This window comes from Williamsia sp. SKLECPSW1, from assembly GCF_054332755.1.
Window position 1 is genome coordinate 1347538 of the sequence record NZ_JBTGLI010000001.1, and the last position, 17051, is coordinate 1364588.

Genomic DNA, 17051 nt, shown 5'->3' on the forward strand with positions numbered 1-17051 from the left:
GAGGCCGGTCGCGTCAGACGCGTTCGATGATGGTCGCGACGCCCATGCCGCCACCGATGCAGAGGGTGATGAGGCCGTAGCGGCCGCCGGTGCGCTCGAGTTCGTCGACGACGGTCCCGAGGATCATGGCGCCGGTCGCACCGAGCGGGTGGCCCATCGCGATCGCACCGCCGTTGACGTTGGTCTTCTCGTGCGGGATCTTCAGATCCTTCATCCACTTGAGGACGACCGAGGCGAAGGCCTCGTTCAGCTCGAACACGTCGATGTCGTCGACGGTGAGTCCGGCCTTCTTCAGCACCATCTCGGTCGCCGGGGTCGGCCCGGTGAGCATGATGGTCGCGTCGCTGCCGGTCTGGGCGGTGGCGACCACGCGCGCACGCGGGGTGAGGCCGGCGCGCTTGCCCGCCTCCTCGCTGCCGATGAGGACCAGGGCGGCACCGTCGACGATCCCGGAGCTGTTGCCGCCGGTGTGGACGTGGTTGATCTTCTCCACGCTGTGGTACTTCTGCTTCGCGACCTCGTCGAAGCCGGCCATGTCGGCCAGGCCCGCGAACGCCGACTTGAGCTTGCCGAGCTGCTCGACGGTGGTCCCGGGACGACGGTGCTCGTCGTGATCGAGGACCAGCACGCCGTTCATGTCCCGCACGGGGACGACGGACTTCGCGAAGTAGCCGGCCGACCAGGCGGCCTCGGCACGGTTCTGCGACTCCACGGCGTAGGCGTCCACGTCGTCGCGGCCGAAGCCCTCGAGGGTGGCGATCAGGTCGGCGCCGATGCCCTGCGGGGCGATGTAGAGGTCGTAGGCGGTGGCCGGGTCCTGGAACATCGCGCCACCGTCGGAGCCCATGGGCACGCGCGACATCGACTCCACGCCGCCGGCGATGACCAGCTGATCCCACCCGGAGGCCACCTTCTGGGCGGCGAGGTTGCTCGCCTCCAGGCCGGAGGCGCAGAAGCGGTTGATCTGGGTGCCGGGGACGGTGTCGGGCAGGCCGGCCACGAGCGCCGCGGTGCGCGAGATGACCGCGCCCTGCTCGCCGACCGGCGACACGACACCGAGCACGACGTCGTCGATGTCGGCGGGGTCCATGTCGGGGAAGCGGGTACGGAGTTCCTTGATCAGTCCGACGACGAGGTCGACGGGCTTGGTGCCGTGCAGCGATCCACCACGCTGCTTGCCACGCGGCGTACGGATCGCCTCGTAGATGAATGCGTCACTCATGGACGGGTCCTTTCACATCGGTGCCCGTAGGCTAACGCGCGCTAACTTACGCCGCCATACCCGGTGCTCACAAGGTTCGCCGACTGTTCGCCGTGCGCTAGTGTCGGTTCACCATGACTGCCGCCCCCGCTCGGTCACGCCGACACCCCGATCGCCGTCGCGCCCTGCTGGACGCGGCGGCCGCGCTCTTCGCCGAGCGGGGCTATGCACGGGTGTCGGTCGCCGACGTCGCCCGGGCGGCAGGGGTGACCGCACCCGGCGTCTACCGGCATTTCGCCGACAAGCAGACGCTGCTCGCGGAGACGGTCATGGCCCGGGTCGACGACCTGCAGGCCTGCACCGACGGGGCGTTGTCGGCGCCGGCGGGCGATCCGGCCGAGCAGCGCGAGGCGCTCATCGCGGCCGCATGCCGCATGGGCTTGCATCGCCCGGACGCGGCGATCCTCTGGCGCTGGAACGGCACCTTCCTGTCCGACGAACAGAACGCCCAGGTCCACCGCCGCACGGGCGAGATCCTCGACCGCTGGGCCGCCGCGCTCACCTACGACCGCACCGACCTCGACCCTCGATCGGCCCGACTGATCGCCTGGGCCGTCCTGTCGATCGTCGGCAGCACGTCGGCCCACAGCACCCGTATCCCCGTCGCCCGCGCACAGGCCCGCCTGGTCGAGCTGGTGCGGCGAACCGTCGCGGCGAGACCGGACGACACGGCACCGCCCGCCCCGACGGTGGTGACCGAGACGCCGTCCGGCAGCCGACGCGAGGAGATCCTCGACGCCGCGTCGGCCCTGTTCGAGGAACACGGTTTCGGGCACGTCGGCGTCGACGAGATCGGCGAGGCGGTCGGCATCACCGGGCCCAGCGTCTACAAACACTTCCCCAGCAAGCTCGCGATCCTCGTCGACATCGGTCGGCGCAGCGCGGCCCGCCTCGAGGCCGGGGCGATGGCGGCACGGGCCGGGACCGTCGGTCCGACGGAGTTCCTGGGTGCGCTCGTCGAGTCGTACGTGACGGTGCTCAGTGCGACACCGGACCTGTCTGTGGCCTTCAACAACGGTCCGGTCCTGCGCGACACCGATGCTCACGATCTCCTCGCCGCGCAGCACCACTACGTGCGACGCTGGGTGACGCTGGTGACGGAGATCGAGCCCGGTCTCGCACCCGCGGAGGCCGCGGTCACCGTGCACGCCGCACTGAGCATCGCCAACGACGTGGTGCGGATGCGCCGGGGGCGGATGCGGCCCGAGCTGCCCGGGCAGCTCGTCTGCCTGATGAGAGGTGTGCTGGGACTGTGAGCGCCGACGAGGCCGGATCGTTCTCCGAGATCGAGGAGGCCCTGCTGGGCGGGCCCCCGGCGTTCACGCGCGACCAGGCCATCGTCGAACTCGGCGTGCCCGAGGACTTCGCGCACGAGCTGTGGCGTGCCTTCGGTTTCGCCCACGACGACCGCGACGAGGCCATCTTCACCGAGGACGATCTCGCGGCGATGGGCACCGTGATCGCCGCCTATGCCTCGGCCCCGGAGGGGACCACCATCGCGGCGGCACGGTCGATCGGGCAGACGATGTCACGGCTCGCCGACTGGCAGGCCTACCGACTGCAGGAACTCGCGGTCGATCCGGGCAACGACATCAGCATGCCGCAGATGGCCACCGCGATGGGCCGTGTGCAGACCCTCATCTGGCGCCGGCACCTCGCCGCGTCGCTGCGCAACCTCTCCGCCGACCGCGGCGCGAACGGCGACGAGCGGCACGATCTCACCGTCGGTTTCTGCGACATCGTCGGCTACACCAGCCTGTCCCGGAAGATCGGCATGGAGGAGCTCAACACCCTCCTCGAGACGTTCGAGGTGAAGGCGAGTGAGATCGTCACCGACCGTGGCGGTCAGGTGATCAAGACCCTCGGCGACGCCGTGATGTTCGCCGTCGACGACGCCGCCTCGGCGGTCGAGATCGCGATGGAGCTGCACTCGATCTCGGAGATCGACGACATCCCGCCGCTCCGCGTCGGCCTCGCGTACGGCCGCGTGCTGACCCGGTTCGGTGACGTGTTCGGGGAGCCGGTCAACATCGCCGCGCGTCTCACCGGGTCCGCCCGGCCGGGGACCTCGCTGTGCGACGCCGCCCTCGCCGACGTCGTCGACGACGACCGGTTCTTCTTCAAGTCGATCGGCACGCTGAACGTCCGCGGATACCGGCATCTCAAGGCCCGGGTGATCGAGTACAACCGCGACCACGAGTCCACCGACGCCGCGCGATGATTTCTCCGCCTGGCTGAGGTCGAACTCTGGTGACACCATCAGGCCGACCCCCGGAGGATCCCATGCGCTCGTTGATCGTCACCGCGTTCGTCTCACTCGACGGCGTCATGGAGGCCCCCGGAGGGGAGCCCGGCTACCGCAACTCGGGCTGGACCTTCACCGGCATCGAGTTCGACCCGGCCGCCTACGAGCTCAAGGGGCGTGAGCAACAGGAGGCCGGCGCCCTGCTGTTCGGCCGCACCTCGTACGAGGCGTTCGCGCCGGTGTGGCCGACGAGGGAGGAGTTCGCCCACATGAACACCCTCCCGCGGTACGTGGTCTCGACGACGCTGGCCTCCGACGACGACCGATGGCCGGCCACCATCCTGCGCTCGGTCGACGACGTCGCGGCGCTGAAGAGCACCGATGGCGGCCCGATCCTGTTGCAGGGCAGCGCGTCTCTCGGTGCGTCGCTCGCCGACGCCGGCCTCGTCGACCGCTACCACCTACTGGTGTTCCCGGTCCTGCTCGGCGCCGGCAAGCGTCTGTTCAGTGAGACCGACAAGGACAGCACGCATCTGCGTCTCGTCGAGCACGAGGTCTACGGCAACGGGATCTGCAAGCAGGTCCTCGACGTGGTCCGTCCCGACTGACCAGGCGGTCAGGAGGGTGCCGGGTACACCCGGACCTCGCCCGCCTTCACCGTCAGCCACACCGAGGCCCCCGCGACGAGACCCAGGTCGGCGACAGCGGCCCAGCTGACCTCGGCGGTGATCTCGACCGAACCGGGTGCCGCACACCGGACTGCGGCCCGCGATCCCACCGGCGCGATCTCCCTGACCCGGGCCTGCACCACCGTGCGCGGACTGCCGTGGGTCGGTCGTTCGGCGTAGACGGCGACCGCCGACGGATCGAAGACCGCGGTGACGCTCTCCCCTGCCGACGGTGCGGCGCCGACCGCGAGCTCCCCGACGACGCGGACCTCACCGACCGCCACCGCCGTTCCGTCCCACCGGCCGGCGACAAGATTCAGTCCGGCGAGCCGGGCCGCGAAATCGTCGGTGGGACGGGCGAGTACCTCGCGTACCGGCCCCTGCGCGGTGACCCGCCCGTCGGCCAGGACGAGCGCGGTGTCGGCGAGGGTGACCGCGTCGACGAGGTCGTGGGTGACGAGCAGTGCGACGCGGCCGCGGTCGGCGAGCACCTCTCCGAGCAGGGTGCGCAGACGGGCGGCCACATCGACGTCGAGGGCCGAGAACGGTTCGTCGAGCAGCAGCACCGCCGGGTCGGCGGCAAGGGCCCGCGCCACGGCGACCCGCTGGGCCTGTCCACCGGACAGTTGGTGGGGCTTGCGGTCCAGCAGCCCGGTGACGTCGACAGCCTCCGCCCACCGCTGCACGCGGCGTCGGATCTCCGTGCGGCCCAGTCGCGCCGCGGCGGGGGCGAAGGCGATGTTGCGGGCGACCGTCATGTGCGGGAAGAGCCGCGCCTGCTGGCCGAGCAACGCCACCGACCGGCGGTGGGGTTCGACGAACGTGTCGTCGTCGACGAGGGTCCTGGTGCCGACGCTGATGATCCCGGACTCCGGACGCAGCAGCCCCGCGACGAGGTTCAGCAGGCTGCTCTTGCCGGCGCCGTTGCGTCCCAGAACCGCAACGGTCGAGCCGTCGGGAACGGTGACGTCGACGTCGAGGGCGGGGGCGCGCGACGTCGCCCGGACGTGCAAACCGCTCACAGCGCCGCCTGCGCACCGGGGCGTCGAAGGTGCACCGCGACGACGACGATCAGCGCGACCACGATGAGGACGAACGACAGCGGCAACGCCTGCTGGGGATCGTTGATCTCGTCGACGTAGATCTTCAGCGGTGCGGTCTGCGTGACCCCGGGGGCGTTGCCCGCGAACGTGATCGTGGCACCGAACTCCCCCACCGCCCGGGCGAACGCCAACACCAGCCCGCTGAGCAGCGCCGGCGCCACCAGCGGGACCGTCACCCGCAGGAGCGTGCGGGTCGGGCCGGCACCGAGCGTGGCGGCCACCTGCTCGTACGAGGACCCCGACACCCGCAGTGCCCCTTCGACGCTGATGACGAGGAACGGGAGGGCGACGAACGTCTGGGCGAGGACGACCGCGGTCGTGGAGAACGCGATGTCGATGCCGACGACCGTCAGGTGCTCACCGATGAGGCCCCGCCGACCGAAGGCGTACAGCAGCGCGATCCCGCCGACGACGGGTGGAAGCACCAGCGGGAGCAGCACCAACGCCCGTACGACGCGCAGGACGACTCCGTCGGAGCGGGCGAAGACGACCGCCATCGGGACGCCGATGAGCACGCAGAGCGCGGTGCTGACCGTTGCCGTACGCAGGCTCAGTTCCAGTGCCTGCACGGAGGACTCGGAGGTGATCGACGACCAGAAGTCACGCCAGGGCAGACGCTGGGCGAGCGCGACGGGCGGGATGACGATGAGCGCCAGACCGACGAGAGCGGGGACGTACAGCCACACCGGCACCCCACGTGCGCCCGGGTTGCGTCTCACCGCTGGGCGCCGAACCCCAACTGGCGCAACACGTCCTGCCCGGTGCTTCCGGTGACGAGGTCGATGAACTGCCGCGCCTGCGTGGCCTGTCGCGAACCCTTCACCGTGGCGATCGGGTACTCGTTGACCACTGCCGCGAACGCGGGGTCGTCCACCGCGGTCACGGCGGACCCGGCCGCCTTCGCGTCCGAGGTGTACACGAGCCCGGCGTCGGCCTGCCCGCTGGTCACCTTCGTCACCACCCCCGTCACCGACGTCTCCTCGCTGGCCGGGCGGATGTCGACACCGGTGTCCTTCTCCACCATGGCGGCGGCGTTGCCACACGGGACCTGCGGTGCGCACAGGACCGTCGTCACCCCGGACCGGGCGAGGTCGCGGAACGAGGTGATGCGCTCGGGGTTGCCCGGCGCGGTGATGATGGTGAGCACGTTGCGGGTGAACGTCCGCGGGTCCTGCGCGGTGTCCCCGAGCGAGGCCATCGTCCGCTCGTCGGCGGTCGCGACGACGTCGGCGGGGGCGCCCTGCTCGATCTGCGTCACCAGCGCGGACGACCCTCCGAACGTCGTCCGCACCGTGACGCCCGGGTGGGTTCTCTCGAAGTCCTGCGCGATCTGGGTGAACGCCTTCTTCAGCGAGGCGGCGGCGTACACGGTGAGCGTGACCGGCGCGCCGGGCGCCGACGACGAGTCCGCGCCCCCTCCCCCGGAGGAACAGGCGGTGGCGAGGCCGGCGACGACCAGCGCGAGAACGGCGGCGCGCAATCGGCTGCGCATCACGGGGCGCTTCTCTCGAGGGAGCTGTCGGGGCGTTCGACGATGACGGTGGTGGCCTTGACGACCGCTGTGGCGACGGCTCCGACCTCGAGCCCGAGGTCGGCCACCGCGTCCGTGCTCATCAGCGACGTCACCTCGAACGGTCCGCACTGCATGGTCACCTGCGACATCACCACGTCGGAGCGGACATCGGTCACGAGGCCGACGAAGCGGTTGCGGGCCGAGCGCTCGACGCCGGTCCCGTCGGCGACCGGCTCCGGTGCGCGCCGGGTGGCGAGCCGGGCCAGATCGCCACCGTCGACGACGGTCCGACCGACGTCGTCGGTGGACGACGAGACCTCCCCCGCGGCGATCCAGCGACGAACGGTGTCGTCACTCACGCCGAGCAACTCGGCGGCTCGGGCAACGCGTATCTCGACCATCCCGTCCAGGGTGGCACGCAGATGCGGTCACAACAAGCTCACCGCCCCGCACATACGGATCTGAGGATGTTCTCCCACCATCACGCCCCGGCAAAACGAGAACGTGTTCTCATTGGGTATGGACTTCGTGCTCGTCGATCGCCCCGTCCCGGACGTCGCTGTCGTCACGCTGAATCGGCCCGAGCGGATGAACTCGATGGCGTTCGAGGTCATGATCCCGCTCCGTGACACCCTGCGCGGCCTCAGCGACGACAACTCCGTCCGGGCCGTGGTGCTGACCGGCGCCGGGGCAGGGTTCTGCTCCGGCGCCGACCAGAGCGGCGACGTCCCCGACGTGCCGCACATCGGCGGCCTCACCACCCCGACCATCGCGCTGCGGATGATGGAGCTGCTCGACGACCTCGTGACCACACTGCGCGGGATGCACCAACCGGTCATCGCCGCGGTGAACGGTGCCGCGATCGGCGGGGGTCTGTGTCTCGCCCTCGCCTGCGACATCCGCGTCGCCGCCGACGGCGCCTACTTCCGCGCCGCGGGGATCAACAACGGGCTCAGCGCATCCGAACTCGGCCTGAGTTACCTGCTGCCGCGCGCGATCGGCTCGTCACGGGCGTTCGAGATCATGCTCACCGGCCGGGACGTCGATGCCGCCGAGGCCGATCGGATCGGTCTCGTCTCGAAGGTCGTCGACGTCGAGGACGTCGTCGACGAGGCGGTCCGCTACGGCCAGACCATCGCCGGATGGAGTCGGCCGGGAATCGAACTCACCAAGAAGACGCTGTGGGCCGGCCTCGACGCGTCGTCGCTCACCTCGCACATGCACGCCGAGGGCGTCGGCCAGCTGTTGATCCGCCTGCTCACCGGCAACTTCCAGGAGGCCGTCAAGGCCCGGAAACAGAAGCGGCCACCAGTCTTTCAGGATTAGACCGGCGGCTCCGGACCCGGCTGGCAGTGCGGACACCACCATGTGCGACGACGCTCCGGATCGTTCGGGATCTCGTCGACGACGCGGATCGGGGTACCGCATCGCAGGCACGGCTTGGCCTTGCGGCCCGCGACCCAGTGCTGCTCGCTTCGGCGACTGTTGCCGGTGGTGACCTGGTAGGCACCTCGCACGGTCGCCGAGTGGTGCAGGGCCTTGCGCCCGAGGCGCAGGAGGGCCGGGACGTCGACCTCACCGATCGGGGTCCACGGGTTGAGCCCGCGGATGAAACACAACTCGTTGACCCACAGGTTGCCGAAGCCCGCCACGCAGCGCTGGTCGAGCAGGACGGCCGACACGGCGCGCTCGGGGTCTGCGGTCATGCGTCGGACCGCCTCGTCGGCATCCCAGTCGGCGCGGAGCGGGTCGGGGCCGAGGTGGCCGATCACCGTGTGTTCGTCGGCGGTGCGGATCAGTTCGACGATCGGCATCGCGAGGCCGTAGGCCGCAGGCCCGTCGACGCCGGACTCCGAGGCGGTCCGCAGCAGCACCCGCACGTCGAGCATCTTCTCGCGCGGGAGCCACTTCCCCTGCCGGGAGACGGTCCAACTCCCGGTCATCAGCATGTGCGTGTGCAGGGTCAGCCCGTCGGAGAACCGAGTGAGCAGGTGTTTGCCGTGCGTGTCGAGACCCAGGACCGTGTGTTCGGACAGATCGGCCGTCGCGTGGGCGGGCACCCGCAGCTCACCGCGCGTCACCGTCCGACCGACGAGGACGTCGAGCTTGCGGGCGGCGACGTAGACGCTGTCACCTTCGGGCACTCCCCCATCGTGCCCGCAGCACGTGGCCGATAGCGTCAGGCGTCATGAGCCTGCGGATCCTGCTGACCAACGACGACGGCTGGGAGGCGCCCGGGATCACCGCCCTGGCCGACGGTCTCCGCGTGGCCGGCCACGAGGTGGTCGTCGTGGCACCCGCGACGAACCAGAGCGGCGCCAGCGCACGCATCTCGTCGTCGGGGAAGCTGACGGTCTCGCGCCCCCTCGGTGACGAACCGGTCTGGTCCGTCGACGGCTCGCCGGCGGACTCCGTCATCTTCGGCCTCACCCACGTCTTCGAGACCACGCTCGGCGGTCGTCCCGATCTCGTCGTCTCGGGTGCGAACGCCGGCGCGAACGCCGGTCAGGCCGTGCACTTCTCGGGCACGGTCGGCGCCGCGGTGTGCGCGACCGGGTTCGGGGTGCCGGCGATCGCCGTCTCGACACACATGGCGTGGGACACCGCGCCGACTCCCGAGCTGTTCGACGACACCGTGCGCGCCGTCACCGCACTGCTCGACGGAGCAGCCCCCGCCGACCTCGTCCCCGACGGCGCCGTCCTGAACGTCAACATCCCGAACGCGGAGGCTCCCCGACCGCTGACGGCGGCGGCCGCGCACGCCGATCATCTGCCGATGGGCCGCATGGGGTACACCGGCGACGGCCCCGACTACCAGCTGGCATTCGAGCCCGGCCCGGATCCCGCCGCAGGCACAGACACCGCAGTGCTGCGCGAGGGACGGATCAGCCTGTCAGTGGTCCCGGTGGTGGGGACCCCGGACGCGGGTGACCATCTCGCCGCGATCGCGAGCGATCTGACCACCCGACTCGCATCTCACCAGTAGACGCCGGGGATCAGCCGCGCGATCCGCTTCGCCGACTCGGGCAGGCCGGCGTTCGGGACCGGGACCGGCGGGCGCGAGCCCTTCTTCGACGACGAGCTCTCCGCGGGCTTCTCCCCCTTCGCCGCCGCCGACTCCGGGAACAGCCGGTACGCCTGGTGCAGGAGCAGGTTCTTGAACCGCGGCGCGAAGATGCCGGTGAACTCGGCGATCGTCCCAACCGGTGTCTCGATGCGCACCGGCCGCTTCTCCAACGCCCGGATCACCATGTCGGCGGCGTCATCCGGTGACGACGTCGGCAGTGACTGGTAGATCGTCGTCGGCGCGATCATCGGCGTCCGCACCAGCGGCATCTTGATCGAGGTGAAGGTGATGCCGTCGTCGTGCAGCTCCGACGACACCACGTCGCTGAACGCGTCGAGCGCAGCCTTGCTCGCGACGTACGCCGAGAACCGCGGGACCTTCGTCTGCACGCCGATCGACGACACGTTGACGATGTGCCCGAAGCGCCGCTCCCGCATACCCGGCAGCAGGGCGAGGACGAGTCGTACCGCGCCGAAATAGTTGACGCTCATGGTGCGTTCGAAGTCGTGCATGCGGTCGGTGGAGTGCACGACGCCGCGCCGGATCGACCGGCCCGCGTTGTTGACGAGGAAGTCCACGTGGTCGTGCTCGTCAAGGATGCGCTTGACGGTGACGTCGACCGATTCGTCGTCGGTGATGTCACACGGGTAGCCGTACGCGTCTCCGCCGGCGGACCGGATCTCCTCCACTGCGGCCTCGAGATCCTCTGCGCCACGGGCGATCAGGATGACCCGTGCGCCACGACGCGCGGCCTTGTGGGCCGTCGCCAGCCCAATGCCCGACGACCCACCGGTGATCATCACGCGACGCCCGGACAGTTCACCGTGCTCGCTGGGACGCCGCGCGCGGTTCGGGTCGAGGTTGTCCAGCCAGTACTCCCACAGCACGTCCGCGTAGTCGGAGAACTCGGGCACCGACAGCCCCGTGCCCGCGAGTTCACGCTCGGTCGCCGTCGAGTCGAACACGGACGGGAACGCCATGTGTTCGAGGATGACCGGCGGGATGCCGATCTGGTCGAGCAGCAGATCCCGCGCGATCTTGATGCCCGGCAGTTCCGTCGCGGCGAGCGCGCGCGTCGAGATCTGCTCCGGGATCGCGCCCACGACGGTCGGTGCCCCCGCCGCTCGGGCCAGCGCGCCGAAGACCTCCGCCGCCGACTGCGGCCGCGGGTTCACGAGGTGGAATGCGCGGCCGTCGAGATCCGACGAGCCGTGGACGAGTTCGACCATCGCGGCGGCCACGTAGTCGACCGGGACGATGTTGGTGTCACCGATGTCGGGCACGAGCGTGGGCAGCAGATGCGGCAACCGGGCGAGCAACCGCAGCGCGGTGAAGAAGTAGTAGGGACCGTCGATCTTGTCCATCTCGCCGGTCTCCGAGTCGCCGACGACGATCGCCGGACGATAGACACGCCACCGCAGACCCGGGGTCTCGCGGACCATCTTCTCCGCCATGAACTTCGTCTGGTGATACGGCGAGGGCAGCCCCTGGCCGAGGTCGAAGTCGTCCTCGGTGAACCGGCCGCGGTGATCCCCGGCGACGGCGACCGACGAGATGTGGTGCAACGTCGCGTCGAGACGCCGGGCCAGGTCGATCACCGCGCTGGTGCCGGCCACGTTCGCCGCCTCCGACTCCGCTGCGCTCGCCGTCATGTCGTAGACGGCGCCGAGGTGCACGATGTGGTCGACGGCAGGCGCGTCGTCGCCGAGGCCCAGCTCGGGTTGCGTCAGGTCACCGACCAGGGGTGTCACCCGCTCACCGCCGATCCACTCCGCCGCCATCCGCTCGATGCGGGGCACCGACGAGGCTCGGACGAGGGCGTGGACGGTGGCGTCGGGTTCGCGTTCGAGCAGTCGGGCGACGAACCGCCGCCCGAGGAAACCCGTCGCACCGGTCACCAGATACGCGGTCATCACACCTCCGTGTCGTGCGGACATTCGTCGGTGACCATCGTCGCGCACCGGGGACCTGCTGACAGGCAGTTGCTCACATCAGGCCGACGTCCGAGCCAAGTGACACGGCCCGAAGTCCTCCGGCAGGAGTCCGTCCGCGCGGGGCCGTTCAGCCGAGTGACGCGGCGGTCGCCCGCAACTCGGCGAGGGCGGCGATCGTGTGATCACCCAGAACGGCAGCGGGGTCAGCGTCGTCCGTCCACCGTGCGAATCCGATCTTGAAGGCCAGGACGCCCAGTTCCGCCACGAGGTGCGCTGTCGTCTCATCGACCCCACGGCGCTGCAGCGCCTCCTGCATCGCGGCCGCGAGCCCCACGCTCTTCAACGCGTCCCGCTCCTGCAGTTCGGTGCTCGCCGCGACCGCAGCCCGCAGACGCGGCCCGATCTCGCGGTTGGTCGCACCCATCATCTGCGCGGCGCGGCGCAGGCCGTCGGCGACCGCGTCGACCGGACCCGACCCGTCCGGCGCGTCGGCGATCCCCTCCGCGAGCATCAGGCTCAGCGTCTCCTGGCCCGCGACCAACACCTCGCGCTTGTCGGGGAAGTGACGGAAGAACGTGCTGCGGGTGACGCCCGCGCGCTCGGCGATCTGGGCGACGGTGGTCGCGTCGTAGCCCTGCTCGGTGAACAGGTCGACGGCGGCCACGATCATCCGTTCCCGCGCATCGGGTTCCCACCGGGCCATACCCCCACCCTAGTGATGCGACAGGTGTCTCATCACGCGTGTATGGTGATGGGACATGTGTCGCATCACTGGGTGCGCTCGAGAATCGGAGATCCCATGCACGTATTCGTCACCGGCGGAACCGGATTGATCGGCAGCGCGGTGGTCCGGGAGTTGGTGACACACGGCCACGCCGTCACCTCACTCGCACGTACCGATGCCGCGGCGAGCGGGGTGTCCGCGGCGGGGGCCGAACCGCTCCGCGGCACCCTGTCCGACCTCGACGTCCTCCGGTCGGGCGCGGAGCGGTCGGACGGGGTCGTGCACCTCGCGTTCGACCACTCGGCGATGGACGCCGAGGGATTCACCCGCGCGACCACGCAGGAATCCGAGGCCGTCGCCGCGATCGGCGAGGCGCTCCGCGGAACCGACCGGCCGTTCGCCGTCGTCTCCGGGACACCGCCGATCGCGGGCAGGGTCGCCACCGAGGACGACCCGTTGCCGATCGAGGGCCCCGTCGCGGGCCGCTCCCGCACGGTGGCCGCGGCGCTCGCGCTGGCCGACGACGGCGTCCGCGCCGTAGCCGTCCGCATGCCGCGCACCGTGCACGCCGACGGGGAGGGCGGGTTCGCCGGCATCCTCACCGAGATGGCGCGCGGGTCCGGGGTGGCCGGTGTCCCCCGCGACGGCAGCCAGCGGTGGCCGGCGGTACACGCAGACGACGCCGCGGCGCTGTTCCGGCTCGCACTCGAGAGCGCGCCGGCCGGCACCGTGTGGCACGCGGTCGCCGACGAGGGGGTGAGGGTGGCCGACATCGCCGCGGTCATCGGACGGCGCCTGGGTGTGCCCGTACAGCAGGTCCCGGACGAGACGTTCGGCGCGCTGGCGTCGATCTTCGCGATGGACCAGCCCGCGAGCAGCGCCCGCACACGCGAGCGCCTCGGATGGACGCCGACCCATCCGGGACTCCTCGACGACCTCGAACGGATCAGCCCCGCGTCGCACTGACGCCCGCGACGACGGGTCGGACCGGGGACGCGGAGCCCGGGCGGGCGACCCCGCGGAACCGGTTCCGACGGATCTCGGACATCCGGGACGACTCCCTCCGATGAGTTCCGACCGCACCCCCGGTCTGAACCCGTGACGACCCGACGTCCGAGAGGCTCCCGATGTCTGCTCCCCGCCCGATATCCCGTGGCGATTTGTCCGACTCCACCGATACGCTGGCGGCCATGTCGACCCCTGCTCCGACCTCCACCGACGCCCCGGCCATCGAGGCGATCGGGCTGGTCAAGAAGTTCGGCGACGCGCTCGCGGTCGACGATGTCAGCTTCTCCGTCCCCCGGGGGAGCGTGCTCGGTCTGCTCGGCCCGAACGGCGCGGGCAAGACCACCACCGTGCGGATGATGACCACCCTGACGTCCCCCACCGCGGGAACGGCACGCATCGCCGGCCACGACGTCGTCGCCGAGCCCGACGCCGTGCGCCGCACCATGGGCCTCACCGGACAGGCGGCCACCGTCGACGAGATCCTCACCGGTCGAGAGAACCTCACGATGATCGGCGGGCTCTACGGGATCCGCCGTCGCGAGCTGCGCAGCATCTCCGACCGACTGCTCGAGCAGTTCTCGCTGAGCGAGGCCGCGGACCGGCCGGTGAAGTCCTACTCCGGCGGCATGCGTCGCCGGATCGACCTGGCGGTCAGCCTGCTGACCTCCCCGCCGGTGCTCTTCCTCGACGAGCCGACGACCGGCCTGGACCCGCGCAGCCGCTCCGAACTGTGGGATGTGCTGCGCGGCCTCGTCGCACAGGGCACTACGCTGCTGCTCACCACGCAGTACCTCGAAGAGGCCGACCAACTCGCCGACGACATCGTCGTCATCAACAAGGGCAAGGTCATCGCGCAGGGGTCGCCGTTGCAGCTCAAGGAGCAGGCGGGCAAGGCCAGCCTGGTGCTCACCGTCTCCCACGCCGCCGACATCCCGGCGGCCGAGGCGCTGCTGCGCAAGACCGGCGGCGAGGTCTTCGTCGACACGGGTGCCCGCCGCCTCACCGCCCCCGCGGACGGTCTCGCCGAGATGAACCGGGTCATCGGCTGGTTCACCGACAGCGGCATCGCCGTCGACGACATCGGGCTGTCGCGACCCAGCCTCGACGACGTGTTCCTCTCGCTCACCGGTCACCGCGCCGAACCCACCGAGACCGACCAGCAGGAGATCCAGGCATGACCACCACCGCCACCCCGTCCGAGGTGTCCCTGCCCGCGCCCGACATCCGTCGCACCACGCTCGCCCAGCAGTCCTGGATCATGGTCAAGCGCAACCTGATCCACACCAAGCGCATGCCCGAGATGCTGGCCGACGTGACGGTGCAGCCGATCATGTTCGTGGTGCTGTTCGCCTACGTGTTCGGCGCGTCGATCACCCAGACCGGCGGCGTCGACTACAAGGAGTTCCTCCTGCCCGGCATCATGGGGCAGACCATCGTGTTCTCGGCGTTCATCGTCGCGACCGGGATCTGCGGCGACCTGGAGAAGGGCATCATCGACCGGTTCCGGTCCCTGCCGATCAACCGGTCGTCCGTGCTCATCGGTCGCAGCATCGCCGGACTCCTGCACTCGTCCATCGGTATCGCCGTCATGGCGGTCACCGGGCTGCTCATCGGGTGGCGGATCCGGGGCAACGCGGGCGAGGCGATCCTCGCCTTCGCGCTCATCGTCGTGTTCGGGTTCGCGATGATCTGGTGGGGCATCTTCGTCGGGTCGCTGATGCGCTCGGTCGAGGCGGTCAACGGCGTGATGTTCACGGTGCTGTTCCCGATCACGTTCGTGGCCAACACCTTCGTCCCCACCGGACCGATGCCCGCCTGGCTCCGGACGATCGCCGAGTGGAACCCGATCTCCTCGCTCGTGCAGTCCCTGCGTGTCCTGTGGGGGAACGGTCCCGACGCCGCACCGGGCGCTGCGCTGCCGCTGCACCACCCGGAGATCGCGACCATCCTCTGGTCGATCGGTCTCACGCTGGTCATCGCGCCGTTCGCCCTGCGCGCCTACAACAAGCGCACCGCCGACTGACGCACCGCCCGCCGGGGGTCAGGCGGTCAGCGCGAGCGCAGCGAGAGGATCGCTGTAGACCGCGTCGAGCGACACCGCTCCGGCCGCCTGCTGCTGCACCGACGCGCCCGCGCGGCTCACGCGCACGTCGCGGTCGGGCGCGGCGGGTGTCGAACGGACGGCCTTAGCGACCGCCGGCAGCGTGGTCGGGGCGTCGGTGAACGCCTGCCCGCCGAGGATGACGTGGTCGGGGTTGAACATGTCGGCGATGAGCGAGACGGTGCGACCCAGCACCTCGGCACGTTCGAGCAGGATCGCCGACGCGACCTCGTCACCCGAGGCCGCGGCCGCGTGGACGTCCTCGATCTGCGCGACGGACAGGCCCGCTGCGCGAGCGGCGTCGACGATCCCGGTGTCGCTGACAGCGGGCTCGAGCCTTCCGGTGCCCGACGGGTCGAGCCAGGTCGTCGCCCCGATCGGGAAATGTCCGATGACCGGCGGACCGGCGGTGGGGGTGTAGACGGTGCCGCCCACGGTGAACGCGATGCCCACCATCTCCCGGGCGTAGAAGTACAGGAAACTGCCGGGGCGGTCGCCGTCCGAGGTCGTCTCGGGGTTCACCAGCAACTCGGCCGCGGCCATCGCCTCCACGTGCGATGCGACCGACACCGGGAGTCCGATCGTCCGCGACAGGATCGGACCGACCGGGGCCCCGGTCCAGCCGAGCCGGGGGTGGTCGACCAGTCCGCCCTCGGCGACCCGCCCGCCGATCGCGACGCCGGTCCACAACACCCGCCGCGACGGCCACCGCGAGGCGAACCTGCGCGCCGACAACCCGATGGCGGTGAGCGTCTGCTCGGCGGTGTCACCGACCGGGGTCGGGATCTGGATGGCGCCGACGACACGGTGCTGCAGGTCGTGGGTGGTGATCGAGGTGACCTTGAGGCCGATGTGGATGCCGACCGTGAGGAAGTCGGTCGTGTTCAGCTCGAAGGGCAGCCGGGGGCGACCGATGGCGCCGGCCGGGGCGAGGTCGGCGCGTTCCCGGACGAGTCCCGCCTTGAGCAGAGCCGTGACCTGCCGGTTCACCGTCGAGACGGAGAGCCCGGACTGCGAGGCGGCATCATCCCGGAAGATCGGTCCCTGCAGGCGCGCGATGCGCAGGACGACCGCCGACGGCTTCGTCGACAACTGCAGCTGGGGCGTCGCGATGTGGATGACCGGAGTCCTCGTGTTCAGCGGGCCGCCGGCCGCGCCGATGGCCAGGGCCCGGGAACCCGGTCGCGTCCGCGCCCCGGCGTAGAGCGGACGGGGACCCGCTGGTGGGCGGGTGCGAGTGGTGACGTGGTCGAGCGATGCGGTCATGAGATGTCCTGTCGAATGTGCCATGTCCGGCGTGACCTGCACGGAGATGGACGTGAATGTCTGACATCCGGTGGTCGGGTGACATGCCGACGACCGGGGACGGTTCAGAGATTCGGGCGACAGAGAATGCGAGCGAAAGGCAGACGGCAGCCCAACGCGGT

General features: G+C 70.5%; 17 protein-coding genes. 8 read left to right on the forward strand and 9 right to left on the reverse strand.

Annotated elements, in window-relative coordinates:
• Positions 1 to 13: 13 nt before the first annotated feature.
• Positions 14 to 1222: an acetyl-CoA C-acetyltransferase gene (locus ACXVUM_RS06040; protein WP_458520930.1), complete on the reverse strand. Its 1209-nt coding sequence runs from the start codon at positions 1220 to 1222 to the stop codon at positions 14 to 16.
• Between the two features lie 113 nt (positions 1223 to 1335).
• On the opposite strand from ACXVUM_RS06040, the gene ACXVUM_RS06045 reads away from it, so the two are divergent.
• From ACXVUM_RS06045 to ACXVUM_RS06055, 3 genes are all read left to right on the forward strand, one after another.
• Positions 1336 to 2517, forward strand: a complete 1182-nt coding sequence (locus ACXVUM_RS06045; RefSeq protein WP_458520931.1) for a TetR/AcrR family transcriptional regulator — start codon at positions 1336 to 1338, stop codon at positions 2515 to 2517.
• Positions 2514 to 3482, forward strand: a complete 969-nt coding sequence (locus ACXVUM_RS06050; RefSeq protein ID WP_458520932.1) for an adenylate/guanylate cyclase domain-containing protein — start codon at positions 2514 to 2516, stop codon at positions 3480 to 3482. The genes ACXVUM_RS06045 and ACXVUM_RS06050 overlap by 4 nt, the downstream gene beginning before the upstream one ends.
• 62 nt (positions 3483 to 3544) lie before the next feature.
• On the forward strand, positions 3545 to 4114 hold the full coding sequence (locus ACXVUM_RS06055) for a dihydrofolate reductase family protein (RefSeq protein WP_458520933.1): 570 nt from the start codon (positions 3545 to 3547) through the stop codon (positions 4112 to 4114).
• An 8-nt stretch (positions 4115 to 4122) separates the two neighbouring features.
• Here the strand turns inward: ACXVUM_RS06055 and ACXVUM_RS06060 are convergent, their stop codons facing one another.
• From ACXVUM_RS06060 to ACXVUM_RS06075, 4 genes are read right to left on the reverse strand one after another with little or no spacing between them, the layout of a single operon-like run.
• Positions 4123 to 5196 (reverse strand): sulfate/molybdate ABC transporter ATP-binding protein, encoded by a 1074-nt coding sequence (locus ACXVUM_RS06060; protein ID WP_458520934.1) that lies wholly within the window; start codon positions 5194 to 5196, stop codon positions 4123 to 4125.
• Positions 5193 to 5996 (reverse strand): ABC transporter permease, encoded by an 804-nt coding sequence (locus tag ACXVUM_RS06065; RefSeq protein ID WP_458520935.1) that lies wholly within the window; start codon positions 5994 to 5996, stop codon positions 5193 to 5195. Before ACXVUM_RS06065 ends, ACXVUM_RS06060 begins: the two co-directional genes overlap by 4 nt.
• The gene (gene modA / locus ACXVUM_RS06070) at positions 5993 to 6769 is read right to left on the reverse strand and encodes a molybdate ABC transporter substrate-binding protein (protein ID WP_458520936.1); all 777 of its coding nucleotides are present in this window, start codon (positions 6767 to 6769) and stop codon (positions 5993 to 5995) included. Before modA ends, ACXVUM_RS06065 begins: the two co-directional genes overlap by 4 nt.
• Positions 6769 to 7191, reverse strand: coding sequence for a TOBE domain-containing protein (locus tag ACXVUM_RS06075; protein WP_458520937.1), 423 nt, complete (start codon positions 7189 to 7191; stop codon positions 6769 to 6771). Before ACXVUM_RS06075 ends, modA begins: the two co-directional genes overlap by 1 nt.
• A 118-nt stretch (positions 7192 to 7309) precedes the next feature.
• Between ACXVUM_RS06075 and ACXVUM_RS06080 the strand changes: the two genes are divergently transcribed.
• Positions 7310 to 8116: an enoyl-CoA hydratase gene (locus tag ACXVUM_RS06080; protein ID WP_458522797.1), complete on the forward strand. Its 807-nt coding sequence runs from the start codon at positions 7310 to 7312 to the stop codon at positions 8114 to 8116.
• Here ACXVUM_RS06080 and ACXVUM_RS06085 read toward each other — a convergent pair.
• Positions 8113 to 8934 carry a DNA-formamidopyrimidine glycosylase family protein gene (locus ACXVUM_RS06085; RefSeq protein WP_458520938.1) on the reverse strand — a complete coding sequence of 274 codons (822 nt, stop codon included), beginning with the start codon at positions 8932 to 8934 and terminating at the stop codon, positions 8113 to 8115. The genes ACXVUM_RS06080 and ACXVUM_RS06085 overlap by 4 nt on opposite strands.
• A gap of 44 nt (positions 8935 to 8978) precedes the next feature.
• On the opposite strand from ACXVUM_RS06085, the gene surE reads away from it, so the two are divergent.
• Positions 8979 to 9776 (forward strand): 5'/3'-nucleotidase SurE, encoded by a 798-nt coding sequence (surE, locus tag ACXVUM_RS06090; RefSeq protein ID WP_458520939.1) that lies wholly within the window; start codon positions 8979 to 8981, stop codon positions 9774 to 9776.
• Here surE and ACXVUM_RS06095 read toward each other — a convergent pair.
• Together ACXVUM_RS06095 and ACXVUM_RS06100 are read right to left on the reverse strand one after the other, a co-directional pair.
• Entirely contained in the window at positions 9767 to 11770 is a 2004-nt protein-coding gene (locus ACXVUM_RS06095; protein WP_458520940.1) for an SDR family oxidoreductase, read from the reverse strand. The genes surE and ACXVUM_RS06095 overlap by 10 nt on opposite strands.
• 148 nt (positions 11771 to 11918) lie before the next feature.
• A complete protein-coding gene (locus ACXVUM_RS06100; protein WP_458520941.1) occupies positions 11919 to 12494 on the reverse strand; it encodes a TetR/AcrR family transcriptional regulator in 576 nt (191 codons plus the stop codon).
• Positions 12495 to 12590: 96 nt separating this feature from the next.
• On the opposite strand from ACXVUM_RS06100, the gene ACXVUM_RS06105 reads away from it, so the two are divergent.
• The 3 genes from ACXVUM_RS06105 to ACXVUM_RS06115 all read left to right on the forward strand — a co-directional run bounded on the left by ACXVUM_RS06105 (position 12591) and on the right by ACXVUM_RS06115 (position 15546).
• Positions 12591 to 13481, forward strand: coding sequence for an SDR family oxidoreductase (locus ACXVUM_RS06105; protein ID WP_458520942.1), 891 nt, complete (start codon positions 12591 to 12593; stop codon positions 13479 to 13481).
• A gap of 224 nt (positions 13482 to 13705) precedes the next feature.
• On the forward strand, positions 13706 to 14701 hold the full coding sequence (locus ACXVUM_RS06110; RefSeq protein WP_458520943.1) for an ATP-binding cassette domain-containing protein: 996 nt from the start codon (positions 13706 to 13708) through the stop codon (positions 14699 to 14701).
• A complete protein-coding gene (locus ACXVUM_RS06115) occupies positions 14698 to 15546 on the forward strand; it encodes an ABC transporter permease (RefSeq protein ID WP_458520944.1) in 849 nt (282 codons plus the stop codon). Before ACXVUM_RS06110 ends, ACXVUM_RS06115 begins: the two co-directional genes overlap by 4 nt.
• 18 nt (positions 15547 to 15564) lie before the next feature.
• Here the strand turns inward: ACXVUM_RS06115 and ACXVUM_RS06120 are convergent, their stop codons facing one another.
• Complete coding sequence (locus ACXVUM_RS06120) at positions 15565 to 16890, reverse strand: ROK family transcriptional regulator (protein WP_458520945.1); 1326 nt, start codon at positions 16888 to 16890, stop codon at positions 15565 to 15567.
• Positions 16891 to 17051: the final 161 nt, after the last annotated feature.

What these genes read in the sequence shown, in the direction of transcription:
- ACXVUM_RS06040 (WP_458520930.1), bottom strand. Translation starts at nt 1,222, where the DNA reads ATGAGTGACGCATTCATCTACGAGGCGATCCGTACGCCGCGTGGCAAG.
- ACXVUM_RS06045 (WP_458520931.1), top strand. Translation starts at nt 1,336, where the DNA reads ATGACTGCCGCCCCCGCTCGGTCACGCCGACACCCCGATCGCCGTCGC.
- ACXVUM_RS06055 (WP_458520933.1), top strand. Translation starts at nt 3,545, where the DNA reads ATGCGCTCGTTGATCGTCACCGCGTTCGTCTCACTCGACGGCGTCATG.
- modA (WP_458520936.1), bottom strand. Translation starts at nt 6,769, where the DNA reads ATGCGCAGCCGATTGCGCGCCGCCGTTCTCGCGCTGGTCGTCGCCGGC.
- ACXVUM_RS06075 (WP_458520937.1), bottom strand. Translation starts at nt 7,191, where the DNA reads ATGGTCGAGATACGCGTTGCCCGAGCCGCCGAGTTGCTCGGCGTGAGT.
- ACXVUM_RS06080 (WP_458522797.1), top strand. Translation starts at nt 7,310, where the DNA reads ATGGACTTCGTGCTCGTCGATCGCCCCGTCCCGGACGTCGCTGTCGTC.
- surE (WP_458520939.1), top strand. Translation starts at nt 8,979, where the DNA reads ATGAGCCTGCGGATCCTGCTGACCAACGACGACGGCTGGGAGGCGCCC.
- ACXVUM_RS06095 (WP_458520940.1), bottom strand. Translation starts at nt 11,770, where the DNA reads ATGACCGCGTATCTGGTGACCGGTGCGACGGGTTTCCTCGGGCGGCGG.
- ACXVUM_RS06100 (WP_458520941.1), bottom strand. Translation starts at nt 12,494, where the DNA reads ATGGCCCGGTGGGAACCCGATGCGCGGGAACGGATGATCGTGGCCGCC.
- ACXVUM_RS06105 (WP_458520942.1), top strand. Translation starts at nt 12,591, where the DNA reads ATGCACGTATTCGTCACCGGCGGAACCGGATTGATCGGCAGCGCGGTG.
- ACXVUM_RS06110 (WP_458520943.1), top strand. Translation starts at nt 13,706, where the DNA reads ATGTCGACCCCTGCTCCGACCTCCACCGACGCCCCGGCCATCGAGGCG.
- ACXVUM_RS06115 (WP_458520944.1), top strand. Translation starts at nt 14,698, where the DNA reads ATGACCACCACCGCCACCCCGTCCGAGGTGTCCCTGCCCGCGCCCGAC.
- ACXVUM_RS06120 (WP_458520945.1), bottom strand. Translation starts at nt 16,890, where the DNA reads ATGACCGCATCGCTCGACCACGTCACCACTCGCACCCGCCCACCAGCG.